We start from the raw sequence: 19,250 nt of genomic DNA on the forward strand, positions 1-19,250 counted from the left end.
TCGGCACCTGGAAAAGTGGATTCCATGGAGTCCATGGAATCGGTGGTGCGGTTGACGGTGGGGGCGGCGGGTGAGTTGCTGACCCTGCAGCGTGCCGCCTATGTGACCGAGGCCCAGGCCCACCACGATCTGGATCTACCTCCGCTGACTCAGTCATTCGGCGAGTTGTCGAGCGAACTCTCCGAACCCGGTGTCACGGCAGTCGGTCTACGCGATGAGGCCGATCGCCTCGTGGCCGCCGTTCGCTTCCGCGTCTCGTCGGTGGAGCCGAATGTCGCCGAGTTGGGCAGGCTGGTCGTAGCCCCGGATGTGCAGGGACGAGGGTTGGGCAGTCGCCTGCTGACCATCGTGGAGGAGCACCTGCCCGCGTCGGTGACCGATATTCGGTTGTTCACGGGGGAGCGCAGCCTGGGCAACCTCCGGCTCTACGCCCGGTTCGGATATGAGGAAACCCATCGCACGCCGACTCCTGGCGGCTACGCGTTGGTTCATCTCGCCAAGCGGGTGCCCTGAACGCATGTCGACGGGTCGGCGGGCACCACCGGTGTACCGGTCACGGTGCCCGCCTTCCGATCAGTGCCCGATGCCGACCTTCTCGTGCAGCTTGCGCATCCAGGCCGGCGCCCACCAGTTCGCCTCGCCCATCAGCTTGACCAGCGACGGGACCAGCAGCATCCGGACCACGGTCGCGTCGATGATCAGCGCCAGGATCATGCCGACACCGAGGAACCGCATGATCGACAGCCCGGAGATGGTGAAGGCGCCGGTCACGATGATCAGCAGCGCCGCGGCTGTGGTCACGATCCGGCCGGTCCGCTCGGCGCCGAAGCGCACGGCCTCCTCGGTGGTCGCCCCGTTCGCCCGCGCCTCGACCATCCTCGACATGAGGAACACCTCGTAGTCGGTGGAGAGGCCGAACACCACCGCGAGGATCAGGACCACGAAGGTCGCCTCGAGCGGAGCCGGGGTCACGTCGAGCAGTTCGGCGCCGTGACCGTTCTGGAAGATCCAGGTCAGCACGCCGAACGTGGCGGCCATGCTCAGCCCGGCCATCGCCACAGCCTTGATCGGCAGGACCACCGACCCGAACGCGAGGAACAGCAGCACGAGGGTCGAGCCGACCATGATCGCGAGCATCAGGGGCAGCTTCGCCGTGACCGCGTCGTTGCCGTCGTCGACGAGGGCGGCGCCGCCGCCGACCAACACGTCGACGCCCGCCGGGGCCGGGATGGCCCGCACATCGCGGACGACCTGGCCCGGGGTCGCCCCCTCGGCGTAGGTCGCGGACAGGACCGCGAAATCGTCGGCCGCCGCGACCATCCGCGCCGCGGCGACACCGTCGACGGCCCGCACCTGCGCGCCGACCTCGCTGAGCTGGGCGGTGGTGGGCGGCGCCCCGTTCTCGCCGCGCACCATCACCGTCGCGGCCTCACCGGTGGTGGGGAACTCGGTGGACAGCGTGTCTGCCGCGGTGCGGGCCGGGTCGTTCGGCGGCAGGGCGGTGTAGGTGACCTCGCCGAGGCTCGCGCCGAACAGCGGGGCGGCCAGCAGCAGCAGGCCCGCGGTGATGGTCACCGCCACCGTGGCCGGCCTGCGCATCACCTTGGTGACCACGCCACCCCAGAACTTGCGGGCCCGCTCCTCGCCGCGTTCGACGGTTCCGCGCCGCCACGCGAGCGAGTTGATCCGGTGGCCGAGGACCGCGAGCAGCGCGGGCACCGCGGTGAGGGAGAGCACCGCGGCCCCGGTCACGGCGGCGATCGCACCGAAGCCGAGCGAACGGATGACCGCCTGCGGGAACACCAGCATGCCCGCGAAGGCGCAGACCAACAGCAATCCGGAGAACATCACGGTGCGGCCGGCCGTGTCGACCGTGCGGCGCACCGCGGCACCGGGTTCGGTGCCAGAGGCCAGTTCTTCCCTGAAGCGGCTGACGATGAACAGGCCGTAGTCGATGGCCAGGCCGAGGCCGAGCAGGGAGGCGACGTTGATCGAGAACGAACTCACCTCGGTGACGGTGGTGAGCAGCCGCAGGATCGCCAGCGCGCTGAGCACCGCGAGCATTCCGACGAACACCGGCACGGCCGCGGCCGTGACGGTGCCGAAGACGACCACCAGGAGCAGCAGGGTGATCGGCAGCGCGATGGCCTCCGCGCGCACCAGGTCCTGCTGCAGGTGGACGTTGAACGAGTACCCGACGACGGTGCCGCCCGCGAACTCGGTGTCGATGCCGGGCGGGGTGAGTGCCGCGGTCATCTTGTCGAGCTCGGTGAACTCCGCGCCCGCGTCCCAGTCGATCGAGATCGTCGCGAGGGCCTTGGTGCCGTCGTTCGAGGTCATCAGCTTCGCGGTGTTCGGGTCGACGGACCAGTACGAGGCGGTGGCGAGGGTGGGTACCTGGTCGCGGAAGGCCGCCAGGTTCTGTTCGACCTCGGGGCCGATGTCCGCGAGGGTCTTGCCCTCGGGCGCGGTGTAGATCGCGACGATGTCCGGTGCCTGCGGGCCGAACTTCTCGTTGACCAGCGAGCTGACCTGTGCCGCTTCGCTGTTCGGGTCGATATAGCCGCCCTGGCTGAGCTTGCTGAACACCCCGAGTCCCCAGAGTCCGCTGATCAGCACGGCGAGCACCGTCAGGATCAGGACCCACCATTTCCGGGAGACGACGAATTTGGCCCAGCGCGTCATGTATGACTCTCTCGGATCGGGGGGTCGGATGCGCCCCGACTCTACCGATGGCCTGCGCGGGACTTCCCCTGGTGCCCGGCCGCCGAAACGCGGAGAGTGGACCCATGGGCATTCCGGATGTCATGTCGGGATGGCGGGTCCGCGAGCCAGGGCCGATGCGCGGCGAGCCGGTGGAGCTCGCCGAGTTGCCGGTGCCGGAACCGGGCCCATCGGAGCTGCTGGTGCGGGTGCGCGTGTGCGGCGTCTGCCGCACCGACCTGCACGTGGTCGAGGGCGATCTGCCCGTGCATCGCAGCCACGTGGTGCCCGGCCACGAGGTGGTGGGCGAGGTGGTCGGGTGGGGCGACGAGGCCGGCTCGGACTTCGGTCTCGGCGACCGGGTCGGGATCGGGTGGCTCCGGCGGACTTGTGGCGAGTGCCGGTACTGCCGCCGGGGTCGGGAGAACCTCTGCCCGCACTCGCGGTACACGGGGTGGGACGTCGACGGCGGGTACGCGGAGTTCGCCACCGTGCCCGCGGCGTTCGCGCACCGGCTGCCCGACGGCTACCTGGACGAGGAGCTGGCGCCCCTGCTGTGCGCCGGGATCATCGGCTACCGGGCATTGACGTGTGCGGACGTGCCCGAGGGCGGGCGCCTGGGGATCTACGGCTTCGGTGGCAGCGCCCATCTCGCGGCTCAGGTCGCGCTGGCTCGGGGCGCCGAGGTCCACGTGATGACGAGGGGGGAGCGGGCCAGGGAGCTGGCGCTCGAACTCGGTGCCTCCTCGGCCTCCGGCGCCGCGGATCCGCCGCCGGTGCCGCTGGACTCGGCGATCCTGTTCGCCCCGGTCGGCGAGCTGGTCCCGACCGCGCTGGCCGCCCTGGATCGGGGCGGCACGCTGGCCGTCGCGGGCATCCACCTCTCCGACATCCCGCCACTGAACTATCAGCGGCACCTGTTCCAGGAGCGCACGCTGCGATCGGTCACGGCCAACACCCGCGCCGACGCCCGCGAGTTCCTGGAGTTCGCGGGGACGCATCGGCTGTTGGTCAGTGCGATGGGGTACTCGCTCGACGAGGCCGACCGGGCGCTGTCGGACCTGAAGGAGGGGCGGGTGACCGGCGCGGCGGTGCTCATCGTGTGAGGCCGGTTGACTCCTGCGCCCGGCTCGGACCATAATAGAACACACGTTCGATGCGCCTTCCCCGCTCGGGCTCCGCCGCCGAATCCCCGGCGGCCGGATGCGCAGGGAAGGTGAACGCGATGGGCTGGGGAAACGGGCCGCCGACATGGTCGGAGATGGAGCGGGTGCTCTCCGGCAGGCCGGGACGGAACCCGCCGGAGGCGATGTACCCCGGCGACGGCAGCGACAGCCCTGCCTGGTCCCGCAAGCGCGGCGAGTACCGCGCCGGCCCGATCTCCCGGGACGAGACGCCGACCGTGCCGTACGCGGAGCTGCATGCGCACTCGGCCTTCAGCTTTCTCGACGGCGCGAGCCCGCCCGAGGAACTGGTGGAGGAAGCGGTCCGGCTGGGGCTCGAGGCGATCGCGCTGACCGACCACGACGGGCTCTACGGGGTGGTGCGGTTCGCGGAAGCGGCCAAGGAGCTGAACATGCGCACCGTCTTCGGGGCCGAATTGTCCCTGCCGTCACACGATGCGGACTCGGCCGGTTCGCGGACCGGGACACCGGACCCGGGTGGCACCCATCTGTTGGTGCTGGCGCGCGGGCGGGAGGGCTACCGGCGGCTGTCGCGGCAGCTCGCGGCGGCGCACCTGGCGGGCGGCGAAAAGGGCAAGCCGCGCTACGACCTGGACGCGCTGACCGAGGCGGCGGGTGGGCACTGGCAGATTCTCACCGGCTGTCGCAAGGGGCACGTGCGTATGGCGCTCGACTCCGGGGGCGCCTCGGCGGCGGAGGCGGAGCTGCGTGGGCTGGTCGAGAGGTTCGGCAGGGACCGGGTCGCCGTCGAGCTCACCCACCACGGCGTGGCTGAGGACGATGAACGCAACGGTGCGCTGGCCGAGCTCGCCAGGGCGGCGGGTCTGCCCGTCATCGCTTCCACCGCAGCGCATTTCGCCGGACCGCCGCGCCGACGCCTGGCCATGGCGATGGCGGCGGTCCGTGCCAGGCAGAGCCTGGACGAGGCGGCCGGATGGCTGGGGCCGACCGGCGGCGCGCACCTGCGGTCCGGGGCGGAGATGGCCCGGCTGTTCGCCGCGCATCCCACCGCGGTGCCGGGCGCGGTCGAGCTGGGCCGCGAGTGTGCCTTCGACCTGCGGCTGATCGCGCCCGAGCTACCGCCGTTCGAGGTGCCCGAGGGCCACGACGAGAACAGCTGGCTGCGCGAACTGACGATGGCGGGCGCCCGGCGGCGCTACGGCACCCCCGAGCAGCGGCCCGACGCCTACCGGCAGATCGAGCACGAGCTGACGATCGTCGCCCAGCTCGGGTTCCCGGGCTATTTCCTCGTCGTGCACGACATCGTGTCCTTCTGCCACCGCAACGACATCCTCTGTCAGGGCAGGGGATCGGCGGCGAACTCGGCCGTCTGCTACGCGATCGGCATCACCAACGTCGACCCGGTCGGGAACAAGCTGCTGTTCGAGCGGTTCCTCTCGCCCGAACGAGACGGCCCACCCGACATCGACGTCGACATCGAATCGGATCGCCGTGAGGAGGCGATCCAGTACGTCTACAACCGCTACGGCCGCGCCTATGCGGCGCAGGTCGCGAACGTCATCACCTACCGAGGCAAGATGGCGGTGCGGGACATGGCTCGGGCACTTGGCTTCTCGCAGGGCCAGCAGGACGCGTGGAGCAAGCAGGTCAGCCGATGGACCGGCGTCTCTCAGGAGACCGATACCGACATCCCGCCCGCGGTGTTGGAGCTCGCGGGCCAGATCGAGGGCCTGCCCCGGCATCTCGGCATCCACTCCGGCGGCATGGTGATCTGCGACCGTCCGATCGCCGACGTGTGCCCGGTGGAATGGGCGCGGATGGAGGACCGGAGCGTTCTCCAGTGGGACAAGGACGACTGCGCGGCGGTGGGGCTGGTCAAGTTCGACATGCTCGGGCTCGGCATGCTCTCCGCGCTGCACTACATGATCGACCTGGTCGCCGAGCACAAGAATCTCGAGGTGGATCTGGCCAGGCTGGACCTGTCCGAGGAGGCGGTCTACGAGATGCTGCAGCGCGCCGATTCGGTCGGCGTGTTCCAGGTGGAATCCCGCGCCCAGATGGCCACCCTGCCGCGACTGAAGCCGCGCAACTTCTACGACCTGGTGGTGGAGGTGGCGCTGATCCGTCCCGGGCCCATCCAGGGCGGCTCGGTGCACCCGTACATCCGGCGCCGCAACGGGATCGAGCCGGTCACCTACGATCACCCGTCGCTGGAGAAGGCCCTGGCGCGGACCCTGGGGGTGCCGCTGTTCCAGGAACAGCTGATGCAGATGGCGGTCGACGTGGCCGGGTTCACCGCGGCCGAGGCCGACCAGTTGCGCCGGGCGATGGGGTCCAAGCGGTCGCCGGAGCGGATGGAACGGCTGCGCGGCCGGTTCTACGACGGGATGCGCGAACTGCACGGCGTCACAGGGGAGGTGGCGGACCGGATCTTCGAGAAGCTGTACGCCTTCGCGAATTTCGGCTTCCCGGAAAGCCATTCGCAGAGCTTCGCCGCGTTGGTGTTCTACTCGGCCTGGTTCAAGCTGCACCACCCGGCGGCCTTCTGCGCAGGCCTGCTGCGGGCCCAGCCGATGGGGTTCTACTCCCCGCAGTCGCTGGTCGCCGACGCCCGCAGGCACGGGGTCCGGGTGCACGGGCCGGACGTGAACGCCAGCCTGGCGCACGCCACGCTCGAGGGCGACGGACTGGAGGTCCGGCTGGGTCTCGGGGAGGTGCGGCACATCGGTTCGGCACTGGCGGAGAAGATCGTGGCGGCCAGGTGCGAGGGCGGTCCCTACACCTCTCTGCTCGACCTGACCGGTCGGGTGGAACTGACCACCCCGCAGGCGGAGTCGCTGGCCACCGCGGGCGCGCTCGGCTGTTTCTCCGGGTCGCGCAGGCAGGCGCTGTGGGCGGCGGGGGCGGCCGCGGGGGAGCGGCCGGGCCGGCTGCCGGGCATGGGTGCCTCCACCGTCGCGCCCACCCTGCCCGGGATGAGCGACGTCGAGCTCGCAGCCGCGGATGTGTGGGCGACCGGGGTCTCGCCGGACTCCTATCCCACCGAGTTCCTGCGCCCCCAGCTCGAGGCGCTGGGCGTGACCCCGGCATCGGGATTGCTGGCGGTGCCCGACGGCGACCGGGTGCTGGTCGGGGGAGCGGTCACCCACCGCCAGCGCCCGGCCACCGCGGGCGGAGTCACCTTCATCAACCTCGAGGACGAGACGGGGATGGTGAACGTGGTCTGCTCGGTGGGGCTGTGGGCCCGATACCGCACGCTCGCGCACACCGCGCCCGCGCTGCTGGTCCGAGGAAAGGTGCAGAACGCGGAGGGTGCGGTGACGGTGGTGGCGGACCGGCTGCAGCGGATGGACCTGCGGATGACGGGCAGGTCGAGGGATTTCCGGTGAACCGAACCGAGTGATCGCCGAGCGGCGTGTCGGAGTTCCGTCCGCCGGCGCCCACCGGCTTAGCATCCCGGTATGAAGGCTCCCGCGCTCGCCACGATCCTGATCCTGATCGCGTTGTTGGCGGGGTGCAGTGGCGGCGAACCCGAGCAGTCGCAGTCCGAGTCGCAGTCGTCGCTCGCGGCCGGTGCCGATGCCGGCACCGCACCCGATGCGAAGCTCGCCCCGGCGCCCGCGGAGGGCCTCGCCGAACGTCAGGAGGTCACCACCGGCACGGTCTCGCTCACTTCGGCCGATCCCGTCGACACCGGCCATGCCGTCGTGCGCATCGTCGAGGATGCGGGCGGACGGGTCGACGACCGGACCGAGCGGCCGCGGACCGACGACACCGAGCCGAGCAGTTCGCTGACGGTACGGATCCCGGCGGACCGCCTCACCGCCACCCTCGACGAGATCTCGGACCTCGGCGAGGTGACCGGGGTGAGCGTCAGCAAGAGCGATGTCACCATGCAGACCCAGGATCTCGACGCGCGGATCGGTGCCCTGCAGGCCTCGGTCACGCGACTGCAGGGGCTGATCGTGACCGCCGCGAACACTGCGGATCTGATCGAAGCCGAGAACGCGCTCGCGGAGCGGCAGGCGGAACTCGACAGCCTCGTCGCGCAGCGGCGCGCGCTGTCCGACCAGGTCGAGCTCGCGACCATCTCGATCGACATCACCACCGACGGGCCGGACAGCGCGGACCCGGACAGCTTCTTGGACGGCGTCGTGGCCGGGTGGCACGCGCTGCTGTCCGCGCTGCACGGACTGATCGTCTTCCTCGGCCGGGCCGTCCCCTGGATTGGCTTCGCCGCGCTGGTCGTCCTCGTCGGGTACGCCGTCGTGCGGCTGGTACGCAGGCGCTGACCCCCGGCGTCCCGGTGTGGCCGGTCACGTCCACGGCCGAACGGATACCCTAGGGGGTATAATTTGGGTCGACTGAGAGGAGTCGCAGTGAAGGTCGTCATCGTGGGTGGGGTCGCCGGAGGTATGTCCGCCGCGACCAGGTTGCGTCGCCTGGACGAGGAGGCGGAGATCGTCGTCTTCGAGCGCGGTGCGCACGTGTCGTTCGCGAACTGCGGGCTGCCCTACTACGCGGGAGGGGTGATCGAGGACCGGGAGGCGCTGCTGCTGCAGACCCCGGAGAGCCTTGCCGCCCGGTTCCGGCTCGACGTCCGGGTGCGCAGCGAGGTGGTCGCCGTCGACCCCGTCGCAGGGACGGTCACCGTCCGCGATCTGCGGACCGGCGACGAGACCGTGGAGCCGTACGACTCGCTGGTGCTCAGCCCCGGCGCGAGCCCCATCGTCCCCGACATCGAGGGCGTGGGGCGCGCGCTGGTCCTGCGCGACGTCGAGGACGTGGACCGGTTGGTCGGCGCGCTCGATGCCGACGCCCGCACCGCGGTGATCGTCGGGGCCGGGTTCATCGGCGTCGAACTCGCCGAGAACCTGCGACGCCGTGGACTCGAGGTCACCGTCGTCGAGCTGGCCGACCAGGTGCTGGCCCCACTCGATCCCGAGATGGCGTCGCCGGTCGCGGATGAGCTGCGCGGCAACGGCGTCCGGCTCGAGCTCGGCACCCAGGTGACCGGAATCGGCGCGGACGCCGTGACCCTCGCCGACGGCAGGCTGGTCCCGGCCGACATCGTCGTGATGGCGATCGGCGTGCGGCCGGAGACAGCGCTGGCCGTCGGCGCGGGCATCGAGATCGGGCCCCGCGGCGGCATCGTGGTCGACGAGAGCATGCGCACCTCCGCGGCGGGGGTCTACGCGGTCGGCGATGCGGTCGAGAAGACCGACGCGCTCACCGGCGGCGCCGGATTGGTCCCGCTGGCGAACCCCGCGAATCGGCAGGGCCGGCTGGTCGCGGACGTGATCGCGGGCAGGCCGGTGAGGGCGCGTCCCGTTGTCGGCACCGCGATCGTCGGGGTGTTCTCGCTGATGGTGGCCGCGGTGGGCTGGAACGAGAAGCGGTTGCGCGCCGCGGGCCGCGGGTATCGGGCCATCCACACACACCCGCAGTCGCACGCCGGCTATTACCCGGGCGCGCAGGGCATGTCGCTCAAGCTGCTCGTCGACCCGGACACCGACGCGATCCTCGGTGCCCAGGGCGTCGGCGGTGACGGTGTGGACAAGCGCATCGACGTGATCGCCACCGCCATGGTCGGCGGCCTCACCGCCGCCGAACTGGCGGACCTCGAACTGGCATACGCGCCGCAGTTCGGTTCCGCGAAGGACCCGGTGAACATGCTCGGCTACGTCGCCGACAACCTGCGCACCGGCACCACCACCACGGTGCAGTGGCACGAGCTGCCCGCGCTGGTCGAGGCCGGTGCGGTGCTGGTGGACGTGCGCACCCCTGCCGAGTTCGCGTTGGGCTCGATCCCCGGCGCGGTCAACATCGAGCTAGACCAGTTGCGCTCGCGCACAGCCGAATTGCCGGAGGGCGAGCTGATCGCGGTCTGCCAGGTCGGCCAGCGCGGCCACACGGCGACCCAGCTGCTGCGTCAGCTCGGGCGCAGGGTGCGCAACCTGGACGGCGGCTATCGCACCTGGCAGGCCGGGCGGACACCGGTCGCCGAGTTGGTCTAGCTAGCTCTCGTCGTCGGTGGGTGCCCGGCCGGTGTCGCCGGTCGGGGGCTCGTCCGTGGAGTCTGCCGAGGCTGCGGAGTCGGAGGCATCGGCGGTGTCCTCGTCGAGCACGCTCACCGTCACCCCGTACGGCAGGAACCGCACCAGTCGCCTCGGGTCGGTGTTGTTCTTGTGAATCCGCAGTGCCTCGAGCTCCGTCGCGAACACCTGGTCCACCCGGGCGGACCCGTCCTCGTCCACGGTGTAGATGGCCCACACGCCGTCGCCGGCATCACCCGTGGTCTCCGGCCGCGGTCGGGGCCACGACGTGCTGGTTCCCACATTGAACGAGTGCGAGTAGGGGATGCCCGCATCGTCGAGGAACCTGCCGAATTTCTCGGCCGCGTCGCGCAGTCCCGCACTGGCCTCGCGGGCGATGCGCTCGATGTCTTCCGGATCGATGCCGAACGGTCCCCTGCTACCCATGGCAATTCTCCTGCGGTGTCGCCCCGGCTCGTCGTCGACCCGGGATTCAACTCCAGTGTGGCCGCAGCGCGTCGGTGGCGCCAGACCCGCGGGTCATCGAGGCGCGGACTCCTGTTCGGCGAGCGCGCGGCGCGACTCCTCGTGCAGCACCTCCAGCAGCTCCTGCTCCAGAGCGACGAACTCCGGCGAGGTGACGACGGACAGCTCCCGAGGCCGCGGCAGGTTCACCCGCACCTCCCGGCGCACGGTGGCGGGCCGGGCCGACAGCACGATCACCCGATCGGAGAGGTAGACCGCCTCACGGATGTCGTGCGTGATCATCAGGACCATCCACCGGTACCGCTGCCACACCTGCTGCAGCCAGTCCTGCATCTCGGTGCGGGTCAGCGAATCGAGCGCACCGAACGGCTCGTCGAGCAGCAGCAGCTCGCGGTCCTGGACGACCGTGCGCAGCATCGCGGCTCGTTGGCGCATCCCGCCCGACAGCTGGAACGGGCGGGCGTCCTCGAACCCGGACAGGCCGAAGATCGGGAACAGCTCGCGGGCGCGGCGCCTGGCCTCCCGCTTGTCGATCCCCTGCACCTCGAGCCCGAGCGCGGTGTTGTCGAGGACCGTTCGCCACGGGAACAGCAGGTCCTTCTGCGGCATGTATGCGCTGTGCGGGGTTCCCGACGCGGCCCCGTCGCCGACCAGCACCCGGCCCGAGTCCGGCGAGTCCAGCCCGGCGAGGATGTTGAACACCGTGCTCTTGCCGCAGCCGCTCGGGCCGATGACGGAGACGAACTCGCCTGGGGCGGCGTCGAAGGACACCCGGTCCAGCACGAGGCGCGAACCGGTGCCGTGTCGACGGGCGGCACCGCCGCCGAGTCGATGGGCGGCACCGCCGCCGCGCCCGGGCAGCGGATACGACTTGGTGATCGCCTCGAGCGAGATCCTCGATCCCCGTGCCTCAGCCATGGCCGTGCTCCATCCGGGACCACGGGGCAACGACCCGCTCCACCGCGAACGTGAGCAGGTAGAGGGCGATGCTGATGACGGCGGTGATCAGCACCGCCGCCAGCACCAGGTCGGTACGGAACGAGTTCTTCTGCAGGCTCATGTAGATGCCGAGTCCCTTACTGGCCCCGACGTACTCGGCGAACACCGCCCCGACGACGGCGTAGGTGATGCCGATCCGCAGCGCGGTGAAGAACCGCGGCAGCGCGGACGGCAGCCGGACGTACCGGAACACCTGCCAGCGCGTGGCGCGCATGCTGCGCAGCAACGCGCCTGCCTCCCGTTCGGTCGAGGCGAACCCCTCGATCAGCCCGATCGCCATAGGGAAGAAGGTGGCCAGCGCGATCACCAGGACCTTCGGCAGCAGGCCGAACCCGAACCAGATGATCATCAGTGGGGCTATCGCGATGATCGGCAGCGTCTGCGAGGCCACGAACAACGGCACGAACGCGCGGCGCAACCACGGCGAGAAATCCACCAGGATCGCCAGCGCCCACGCCAGGACCAGCGACACCGAGAACCCGATCAGGGTCACCGTCAGCGTGGCGCCCGCGTGCACGGCGATCTCCTCGCGGTGCCCCCAGCCCTGCTGCGCGACGCGCACCGGTGACGGCAACAGTTGCGGACGGATCCCGCTGACATCGACATAGATCTGCCAGGCGACGACCAGCGCCGCCACCACCACCAGGGCGGGGGTCAGTCTACGAAGGGCCGAGGTAGTCATTGGTGAAGTACGTCGACCAGTCGGGTTCGGTGGTCAACGTGTTGCCGTCCGGGCCGGCGAGCAGTCCGTGCTGGTAGAGGAATTCGGAGTTGCCTGCCCATTGCGGCAGGGTCTGGGTGCCGACCTTCCCGGCCGCGTCCTTCATGTACTGCGAGGCGAGCATCCGCTGGCTCTCGACCACCAGTGACTCGTCGTTGAAGGCGCCCGGGTTGGCCTCGACGAGCATCTTCGCGGCCTCGTCCGGGTTGTCAGCGGCGAACTGGTAGCCCCGCTGTAGCGCCTGGACGAACTTGCGGGCCTGCTCGGGGTGCGATGCGAGCCAGTCCTCGTTGCCGTCGACCACGATGGCGTAGGCGTCGGGGAACCCGTAGTCGGTGTAGCGGAAGTACCGCATCGGGGTGCCCGCGTGCTCGGCCTCGATGCCCTCCCATGCGAAGTACGAGACGGTGAAGTCGGCCTTGCCCGAGTAGACGGCGTCGTACGCGGACGTGCCGAGGGTGACCGAGTTGAAATCGCCGGTGCCGCCGTCGTTTCGGATCACCTGGCGGAGCGTCTCGTTCTCTCCCGGATCGCCGAACCCGGCGTAGGTCTTGCCGTCGAGGTCCTTGGGGCTGACGATGTCGGCCCGGTCGGCGCGGACGCCGATCGCGGTCGCCCAGTGCTGCAGCGGCGCCAGGACAGAGATGGTGTGCGCGCCGGAGGCGCGGGAGAACGTCGACGCGTCGTGGGTGCTGATCCCGAACTCGGCGTTGCCTGCGTCGACGAGGGTGTCTACCGCGGTGTTGTTGTACGGCAACACCTCCACGTCCAGCCCGGCGTCGGCGAAGTACCCCTGCTGCTGCGCAACGAAGAGCCCGGTGTGGTTGGTGTTCGGGGTCCAGTCGAGGGCGAACCGGATGGTCTCCCCGGAATCGGTGTCGGAGCCACACGCGGTGAGCAACGACAGCGAGGACAGCGCGACGACGGCGCCCGCGAGCGCGCGGCGGATCCGGGCGCTCACGGCGCGGGCCAGGGCTGCGGGTGGAGCGCGGTGTCCCAGAACAGGAGTTCGTACCGCGTCGCGACGGTGAACGCCTCGACCATCGCCTCGCGCTCGCCCGGGGTGGCGGCGGCCGCGGCCGCGTCGACCAGGGTGCGGGCGGTCGCCGCGGCCGTCTGGAACTCCTCGGCGTCGTAGGTGGACACCCACTGCGCGTAGGGATGTCCGGGATCGGCGGCCAGCACCTTCGCCGCGCTCGCGGCCAGGTCGCGCCCGACCTCGGCGTAGATCCAGAAGCACGGCAGGATCGCCGCCGCCGCGACCGGGTACGGCTCGGTGGCCGCCGCCGCGATCAGGTACGAGACGTAGCCGAGGCAGGTCGGGGAGTGGCGGGCTTCCTGCTCGGCGGGCGGCAGCACACCGCCCGACAGCAGGTCCTCGTGCAGCGAGGTCTCGACCACGGCCGCGCTGGCGGCGGAGGTGGCCCAGAAGGCGGCGGACGCCGGGTCGGGTGCCCGCGAGGCGAGGACGGCCAGCGCCTTGGCGTACCCGCTCAGGTACAGCGAGTCCTGCTCGACGTAGAAGCGGAAGACATCCAGCGGCAGGCTGCCGTCGCCCAGACGGCGCAGGAACTCCAACTCGTCGATCGCGACGCGCAGCGCCTTGGTGTGATCCCAGAGGTGTTCGGTGAAGCGGTCAGTTCGAGCGACCTGCAAGCAGTCGCCAGCGGTGTTGTTTCGAGCGACCTGCAAGCAGTCGCCAGCGGTGTTGTTTCGAGCGACCTGCAAGCAGTCGCCAGCGGTGCCCCCCGTGGTGGGCGTATGCGAAACCATGACATCCCTTCGTCAGCATTACCTGGCCAGGTTCTCGGGTCTGCTCTCAGCCCCGCGACTTGCGGAGCACCCCGTGTCTCAACACGGCTGACATTAGCATCCGTGCAGGCCAGGGCCGCACCCGCCCGCGTTCACATACCCCGGCGGGTACCATTGGAGTCGACGGATCCGGACGTGAGAACAGGGAGTGGCGCAATGACGGGTGACGAGGAGAGCATCGCGTTGGTGCTCAACAGGCTGCGGCGCGCGCAGGGCCAACTGGCGGGCGTCATCTCGATGATCGAGAGCGGCCGCGACTGCAAGGACGTGGTGACCCAGCTCGCCGCGGTCTCGCGTGCGTTGGACCGCGCCGGCTTCAAGATCGTCGCTACCGGCCTGCGCGATTGCCTGTCCGGAACCAACCGGGACAACCAGGAGCCGATGACCGAGGCGGAGCTCGAGAAGCTCTTCCTGGCGTTGGCCTGACGCCTGGCCGCGCCACCGGCGGTCCGCCGGACCCCGAACGCCCGCTCGGGCGTCGTAAAGAAATGGGAACCGGGCGCTCTTGCCGTCGTGTCGCAACGCCCACCTGAACGTCGGCATAGCAAGATGTAACCCGGCCGCGCGCTGAATGATTCGGCGCGCGGGCGGTGATCTGTTCATACCGAATGAGGTGTTGGCGTGTCCGTGGGAATTGGGCTCAGGGTGGGCAGCATCGTGTCGCACACGGTGATCGCGTCGAACGGCGTGGGAACCCCGGACCCCATAGTCATCGTCCGCGACACGGTGCTGCATGTTGGCTCGGATGGGAGCACCGTGCTCGGCGGTGTCGGACAGGACGGTGGGACGGAGCACACGCTGTCCGGGTTCCTGTCGAGAGTGGGCGACCCCGAGGGGGTCGCGGCGAGCGACGGCACCCGCTATCGGGCGGAGGACGTGGTCGCGACGGCGATCAGCAGCCTGTTGCACGAGTGTGAGCCGCTGCCGGACCACGGTGGTCGGGACGGCGGCACGCCGCACGTCTGGGCGACCTACCCGTCCAACTGGGATTCCGAGTCCGTGGCGGACCTCCGCGAATCGCTCGACTACGGCGGCATGCCGCAGATCACGCTGGTGTCCGACGCCGAGGCGACGTGTGCCTGGTTCGAATCCGAGGTCGCGGAGACACCGGGCCAGCTGATCGGGACGTATCACGCGGACGACGCGGGAACGACCGTGAGCCTGGTGCGCTCGGGTGTCCTGGTCGGTCGCTCCTTCCGGTTCCCCGCGGGCAGCGGGACGTCGCCGACCGCGCAGCTCTCCACCGCGCTCGGGGCCTTCGGGTGGTTGCCCTCGAACCTCGACGCCGTGATCGTGACCGGGGACGGACTGGTGGCGCGGGACACGGTTGCCATGAAGGGCGTCGCGACCGCGCTGACCGACCGGCTCGGCGTGCACAGCGTGGTGGGCCCGGGTCCGGAGCAGGCCGCCGCGCTGGGTGCGGCGATCCTGGCCGCCGGATTCCAGACCCCGGCGATGGCGATCCGACGGATCGGCCTGCCGCCGTCGTATGACGTCACCGAGGTGATCAGCGCGATCCCGGGTTCGGTGCGCGAGGTGACCGACGCCCACGAACGTTCGAGCCTGCTCACCGCATCCGCGGTCGGGGCGATCCAGGCCGTTCGGGAGGGCGACGCGGACGCAGATCCCGACGGCGACGCGGACGCGGACGCACCCTCGGGAGGTGGCAGGCCGGTGATGCTGGCCGGCGCGCTCGCGCTCATCGCGGCGGTCGCCCTGATCGGTGCGGTGCTGGTGTTCCTGCTCTGACGCCGCGCGACGGCGGGGCTCAGGGGGCGGGGACGAACAGTGCCCTCGTCCACACCCCGCGCGCGGTGTTCGCGGCGACCACGGCCCAGATGGCGAGCAGCGATGCGAGCAGGGCCACGGAAAACCACTGGACGGCAACGGAATCGGTTGCGATCCCCAGCGCTCCCGCGCCGACGGCGCAGGCACCGAGCGGGAAGGTGAAGCTCCACCAGCTCATCGAGAAGCGGAGCCCGTGGCCCGCGGCCCGTGCGGTGAGCAGACACGCGTAGCCGAGGACCAGCGCGCCCACACCCGCCATCGCGGTGCCGTAGGCGATGCCGAACGCGCGGAGCCCGGCGGCCGCGCCGGACGAGACCGTGGTGTCGGAGACCCGTCCGAGCAGGTTCGCGGCGGCGATCGACTGCCCGATGATGCCCAGCGGGATCCACATGGTCGGGATGGCCTGCACGGCGGGCAGCCCGGTGCGGGCGAGATGCCGGATCACCACCGCCATCGTCACGACGGCCGCGGTCAGGGCCATCGCGAAAAGGGCGTAGCAGCCGATCAGCATGGCGAGCCGGGCCTGGCCCTCCGGCAGGTGGGGGATGAGCGCGGCCCCGGTGGTGGCGGACACCATCGGCGGCACCACCGGCATCAGCCACACGGGACCGGGAGTGCCGCCGGACAACATGCGCGGCGGCACGACGACGGCCGCGGTGACCCCGGCCACGGTGCCGAGCGCCCACAGGACCGCGGCGACCACGATGGCGGACGGGCCGAAGATCTCGGTGCCGACGGCCGCGGTGCCCGCGCCGACGGTCAGCACGGCCATCGGCAGTGCGCCGTAGAAGGGCGCCATCGCCGGATTGCGGGCGTAGCCGAGTGCCTGCTCGCGATGGCGCACCCAGTGGGTCGCGAATGCGACCGAGAGCAGCAGCAACGCGGCGGTCGCCAGCACCCAGAACCCCCGCGCGATCGAGTCGCGGCCCGGCAGATCTACCGGGAGCGAGGCCGCGCCCACCGCGATGATCCCGGTGCCCATCACCACCGCGAACCAGTTCGGCGTCAGGTGCGCCAACGCGGGGCTGCGGCGGGCGGTTGTGGCGGGGGCGGGGGCGGTCGTGAGCATGATTAAAGACTGCCGTCCGGACGTCGGCGCCGGTAGACGGCTTGTGGTTGGCTTGTCACAACTTCAGGTTGTGGCGGCCTATTCTGTTGGTATGCCGTTGTCCCCGCGTGTCCCCGAACTCGCCGCCCTCGACGTCCTGGTCTCCGTCGCCCGGCTCGGCAGCATGGGGGCCGCGGGTCGCGAACACGGACTCAGCCAACAGGCCGTCAGCGCCCGGATCCGCTCGGCCGAACGGCTGCTCGGGATCAGGGTGTTCGACCGCGCCACCACCGGCGTCACCCCGACCTACGAGGGCGGGCTCGTGCTGGAGTGGGCGGCGGGCACGCTCGCCGCCGCCGAGGAGCTGGCGTCGGGGATCTCGGCGCTGCGCGGCGAGCGCGAGGCCAACCTGACGGTGGCGGCGAGCATGACGATCGCCGAGTACCTGGTGCCGGGCTGGACGGTGACCATGCGGCGCAAGAACCCGACCGTGGTGACCTCGGTGCGGCTGCTGAACTCGACCGACGTCGCGGCACAGGTGCTGGCGGGGGAGGCGGACCTCGGCTTCGTGGAGGGGCCGGACGTGCCGGCCGGACTCCATGCGCGGGAGGTGGCGCGCGACGAGTTGGTGGTGGTCGTCCCTCCCGGGCACCCGTGGGCGAGCGCGGCGCCCATCACCCCGATCGAACTCGCCAGGACACCGTTGATCCAGCGCGAGTTCGGTTCGGGGACAAGGAACACGCTCGAGAACGCCGTACCCGGGTGCGTGGACCCGCTGCTCGAGCTCACCTCGTGCACGGCGGTCAAGGCCGCCGTCGTCGCGGGCAACGCGCCCGCCGTGGTGTCCTCGCTGGCGGTGGCGGCGGACCTGACGGACGGACGACTGGTGTCCGTCGAGGTGCAGGGCCTTCGGCTGCCGCGCCGGCTGCTCGCGGTGTGGTCCGCTGATCGCGGCCTGCGCGGGCCCGCCCGCGACTTCCTCGACATCGCGGCGGGGTGAGGGCGCCGGTGTCCGGACCCCGCGTCGTCGCCGCGCAGATCAAGCCGAACAGCAAGAAGGGGCCGCTGGTCGAGGTCCTCGAGGACGGCACCCTGCTGCTGTACGTGCGCGCACCGGCGGTGGAGGGCAAGGCCAACAAGGCCGCCGAGGAGTTGCTCGCCGCGCATCTGGGCCTGCCGAAGAGGTCTGTGCGGCTGATATCCGGGCAAACCTCCCGCCACAAGCGCTTCGAGGTGCAGGATTGACCCGTGTCCGAATGGGACGGTGAGGGGTACGCAGAGGTCAGTGGCCTGCAGCGGACGCTGGCCGAGAGGTCGCTGTCCGGTCTCGAGCTGACCGGCACCGAGCGTCTGCTCGACGTCGGGTGCGGCGACGGGTTCATCACGCTCGCCCTGGCCCGGCGGTTGCCGCGGGGGTCGGTGGTCGGTGTCGACGTCTCGGCGAAAATGATCGACAAGGCCCGGTCGAGGCCGGTGCCCGATGGGGCGTCCGCGACCTTCCTCGTCGCGGACGCGCGCGAGCTGCCGTTCGAGGACGAGTTCGACGTCGTGGTCTCGTTCAACGCGCTGCACTGGGTGAGCGAGCAGCGCCGGGCGCTGGCCGGCATCGCCCGCGCCGCGCACCCCAGCGCGCGGGGGATCATCCAGATGGTGTGCGCGAGCGAGCGGCCGAGCCTCGAGTCGGTGGCCATGCGCGTGTGCCGGGAGCAGGCGTGGGCCGCCTCGTTCGCCGAGTTCGAGGCGCCGTTCACCCACGTGGACCCGGCCGCCTATCCGGAGCTGGCCGCGTCGGCCGGCCTCGTCGTGACCGACCTGCGGACCTCGGATCTCGACTGGGACTTCGGATCGCGGGACGAGTTCTCCCGCTGGTGCGCGGTGGGTTTCGCGGCCTGGACCGCCCGGCTGGACGAAGACCGGGTGCCGCGGTTCGTCGACGACGTGGTGCGCGCCTACGAGGAGGTCTCGGGCGGTCCCGGCCTGTTCCGGTTCACCCAGATGCGGGTGGCGTTCGCCGTGGCGACCGGGCCACGCTAGCTCCCGCCCGCGAAGCCGTGCTGGCGCCAGGCCTCGTACACGACGACGGCCGCGGCATTGGACAGGTTGAGCGAGCGCCTGCCCGGGACCATCGGGATCCGCAGCTGGGCGGTGACGTGCGGGTCCGCGAGCACCTCTGCCGACAGCCCGGTCGGCTCGGGGCCGAACAGCAGCACGTCGCCCGGTTGGTACTCGACGTCCGCGAACGAGGTCTGCCCGTGCGCGGTGAACGCGTACACCCGCTCGGGTGCCAGCGCGGCCCACGCCGCCTCGAGGTTCTCGTGCACGGTCACCGAGGCCAGGTCGTGGTAGTCCAGGCCCGCCCGGCGCAGCTTCGGCTCGGACAGGTCGAAGCCGAGCGGACCGACCAGGTGCAGCTCGCACCCGGTGCCCGCGACAAGTCGGATCGCGTTGCCGGTATTCGGTGGGATGCGAGGCTCGTGGAACATCAACCTGTACACAACAGGCTACCGTACAGG

General features: G+C 70.8%; 18 protein-coding genes. 10 read left to right on the top strand and 8 right to left on the bottom strand.

From position 1 onward, the window contains the following. The first annotated feature begins 24 nt into the window (after window positions 1–24). Entirely contained in the window at window positions 25–513 is a 489-nt protein-coding gene (locus ABIC28_RS02030; RefSeq protein ID WP_245221165.1) for a GNAT family N-acetyltransferase, read from the top strand. 60 nt (window positions 514–573) lie between these two features. Here the strand turns inward: ABIC28_RS02030 and ABIC28_RS02035 are convergent, their stop codons facing one another. After that, window positions 574–2,685, bottom strand: coding sequence for an MMPL family transporter (locus ABIC28_RS02035; RefSeq protein ID WP_097210425.1), 2,112 nt, complete (start codon window positions 2,683–2,685; stop codon window positions 574–576). A gap of 122 nt (window positions 2,686–2,807) precedes the next feature. Between ABIC28_RS02035 and ABIC28_RS02040 the strand changes: the two genes are divergently transcribed. The 4 genes from ABIC28_RS02040 to ABIC28_RS02055 all read left to right on the top strand — a co-directional run bounded on the left by ABIC28_RS02040 (window position 2,808) and on the right by ABIC28_RS02055 (window position 9,865). Beyond that, the gene (locus tag ABIC28_RS02040) at window positions 2,808–3,809 is read left to right on the top strand and encodes a zinc-binding alcohol dehydrogenase family protein (RefSeq protein ID WP_354577948.1); all 1,002 of its coding nucleotides are present in this window, start codon (window positions 2,808–2,810) and stop codon (window positions 3,807–3,809) included. 119 nt (window positions 3,810–3,928) lie between these two features. After that, window positions 3,929–7,237 (top strand): error-prone DNA polymerase, encoded by a 3,309-nt coding sequence (locus ABIC28_RS02045; protein WP_354577289.1) that lies wholly within the window; start codon window positions 3,929–3,931, stop codon window positions 7,235–7,237. A 72-nt stretch (window positions 7,238–7,309) separates the two neighbouring features. Continuing rightward, entirely contained in the window at window positions 7,310–8,140 is an 831-nt protein-coding gene (locus ABIC28_RS02050) for a DUF4349 domain-containing protein (RefSeq protein ID WP_097210426.1), read from the top strand. A gap of 87 nt (window positions 8,141–8,227) precedes the next feature. After that, window positions 8,228–9,865 (top strand): FAD-dependent oxidoreductase, encoded by a 1,638-nt coding sequence (locus ABIC28_RS02055; RefSeq protein ID WP_354577291.1) that lies wholly within the window; start codon window positions 8,228–8,230, stop codon window positions 9,863–9,865. Here ABIC28_RS02055 and ABIC28_RS02060 read toward each other — a convergent pair whose 3' ends face one another. From ABIC28_RS02060 to ABIC28_RS02080, 5 genes are all read right to left on the bottom strand, one after another. After that, window positions 9,866–10,330: an Rv0313 family protein gene (locus ABIC28_RS02060; RefSeq protein ID WP_245221166.1), complete on the bottom strand. Its 465-nt coding sequence runs from the start codon at window positions 10,328–10,330 to the stop codon at window positions 9,866–9,868. Between the two features lie 93 nt (window positions 10,331–10,423). Beyond that, window positions 10,424–11,287, bottom strand: coding sequence for an ABC transporter ATP-binding protein (locus tag ABIC28_RS02065; protein WP_097210428.1), 864 nt, complete (start codon window positions 11,285–11,287; stop codon window positions 10,424–10,426). Next, window positions 11,280–12,050, bottom strand: a complete 771-nt coding sequence (locus ABIC28_RS02070) for an ABC transporter permease (RefSeq protein ID WP_097210429.1) — start codon at window positions 12,048–12,050, stop codon at window positions 11,280–11,282. The genes ABIC28_RS02065 and ABIC28_RS02070 overlap by 8 nt, the downstream gene beginning before the upstream one ends. Beyond that, window positions 12,028–13,050: an ABC transporter substrate-binding protein gene (locus ABIC28_RS02075; protein WP_373560227.1), complete on the bottom strand. Its 1,023-nt coding sequence runs from the start codon at window positions 13,048–13,050 to the stop codon at window positions 12,028–12,030. Before ABIC28_RS02075 ends, ABIC28_RS02070 begins: the two co-directional genes overlap by 23 nt. Next, a complete protein-coding gene (locus ABIC28_RS02080; RefSeq protein WP_245221167.1) occupies window positions 13,047–13,745 on the bottom strand; it encodes a TenA family protein in 699 nt (232 codons plus the stop codon). The genes ABIC28_RS02075 and ABIC28_RS02080 overlap by 4 nt, the downstream gene beginning before the upstream one ends. Before the next feature lie 312 nt (window positions 13,746–14,057). Here ABIC28_RS02080 and ABIC28_RS02085 point away from each other — a divergent pair, with 312 nt between their 5' ends. Then, a complete protein-coding gene (locus ABIC28_RS02085) occupies window positions 14,058–14,327 on the top strand; it encodes a metal-sensitive transcriptional regulator (RefSeq protein WP_027501746.1) in 270 nt (89 codons plus the stop codon). 195 nt (window positions 14,328–14,522) lie between these two features. Next, complete coding sequence (locus ABIC28_RS02090; RefSeq protein ID WP_257017076.1) at window positions 14,523–15,650, top strand: hypothetical protein; 1,128 nt, start codon at window positions 14,523–14,525, stop codon at window positions 15,648–15,650. A gap of 19 nt (window positions 15,651–15,669) precedes the next feature. Here the strand turns inward: ABIC28_RS02090 and ABIC28_RS02095 are convergent, their stop codons facing one another. Then, the gene (locus ABIC28_RS02095) at window positions 15,670–16,758 is read right to left on the bottom strand and encodes a TDT family transporter (protein ID WP_209928755.1); all 1,089 of its coding nucleotides are present in this window, start codon (window positions 16,756–16,758) and stop codon (window positions 15,670–15,672) included. Between the two features lie 91 nt (window positions 16,759–16,849). On the opposite strand from ABIC28_RS02095, the gene ABIC28_RS02100 reads away from it, so the two are divergent. The 3 genes from ABIC28_RS02100 to ABIC28_RS02110 are packed head-to-tail and all read left to right on the top strand — an operon-like array spanning window position 16,850 to window position 18,771. Further along, entirely contained in the window at window positions 16,850–17,737 is an 888-nt protein-coding gene (locus tag ABIC28_RS02100; RefSeq protein WP_077040915.1) for a LysR family transcriptional regulator, read from the top strand. 8 nt (window positions 17,738–17,745) lie between these two features. Beyond that, on the top strand, window positions 17,746–17,982 hold the full coding sequence (locus ABIC28_RS02105) for a DUF167 domain-containing protein (RefSeq protein ID WP_097210649.1): 237 nt from the start codon (window positions 17,746–17,748) through the stop codon (window positions 17,980–17,982). Window positions 17,983–17,985: 3 nt separating this feature from the next. Next, window positions 17,986–18,771 (top strand): class I SAM-dependent methyltransferase, encoded by a 786-nt coding sequence (locus ABIC28_RS02110; protein WP_097210432.1) that lies wholly within the window; start codon window positions 17,986–17,988, stop codon window positions 18,769–18,771. On the opposite strand, the gene ABIC28_RS02115 is transcribed toward ABIC28_RS02110, so the two are convergent. Next, window positions 18,768–19,232 carry a tRNA (cytidine(34)-2'-O)-methyltransferase gene (locus ABIC28_RS02115; protein ID WP_354577297.1) on the bottom strand — a complete coding sequence of 155 codons (465 nt, stop codon included), beginning with the start codon at window positions 19,230–19,232 and terminating at the stop codon, window positions 18,768–18,770. The genes ABIC28_RS02110 and ABIC28_RS02115 overlap by 4 nt on opposite strands. Window positions 19,233–19,250 lie beyond the last annotated feature (18 nt).

The organism is Rhodococcus sp. PvR044 (genome assembly GCF_040548995.1).
GTDB lineage: Bacteria > Actinomycetota > Actinomycetes > Mycobacteriales > Mycobacteriaceae > Rhodococcus_G > Rhodococcus_G oryzae.

Coding starts and splice junctions, on each gene's coding strand:
- ABIC28_RS02030 (WP_245221165.1), top strand. CDS start 25: ATGGAGTCCATGGAATCGGTGGTGCGGTTGACGGTGGGGGCGGCGGGT.
- ABIC28_RS02035 (WP_097210425.1), bottom strand. CDS start 2,685: ATGACGCGCTGGGCCAAATTCGTCGTCTCCCGGAAATGGTGGGTCCTG.
- ABIC28_RS02040 (WP_354577948.1), top strand. CDS start 2,808: ATGTCGGGATGGCGGGTCCGCGAGCCAGGGCCGATGCGCGGCGAGCCG.
- ABIC28_RS02045 (WP_354577289.1), top strand. CDS start 3,929: ATGGGCTGGGGAAACGGGCCGCCGACATGGTCGGAGATGGAGCGGGTG.
- ABIC28_RS02050 (WP_097210426.1), top strand. CDS start 7,310: ATGAAGGCTCCCGCGCTCGCCACGATCCTGATCCTGATCGCGTTGTTG.
- ABIC28_RS02060 (WP_245221166.1), bottom strand. CDS start 10,330: ATGGGTAGCAGGGGACCGTTCGGCATCGATCCGGAAGACATCGAGCGC.
- ABIC28_RS02065 (WP_097210428.1), bottom strand. CDS start 11,287: ATGGCTGAGGCACGGGGATCGAGGATCTCGCTCGAGGCGATCACCAAG.
- ABIC28_RS02070 (WP_097210429.1), bottom strand. CDS start 12,050: ATGACTACCTCGGCCCTTCGTAGACTGACCCCCGCCCTGGTGGTGGTG.
- ABIC28_RS02085 (WP_027501746.1), top strand. CDS start 14,058: ATGACGGGTGACGAGGAGAGCATCGCGTTGGTGCTCAACAGGCTGCGG.
- ABIC28_RS02095 (WP_209928755.1), bottom strand. CDS start 16,758: ATGCTCACGACCGCCCCCGCCCCCGCCACAACCGCCCGCCGCAGCCCC.
- ABIC28_RS02100 (WP_077040915.1), top strand. CDS start 16,850: ATGCCGTTGTCCCCGCGTGTCCCCGAACTCGCCGCCCTCGACGTCCTG.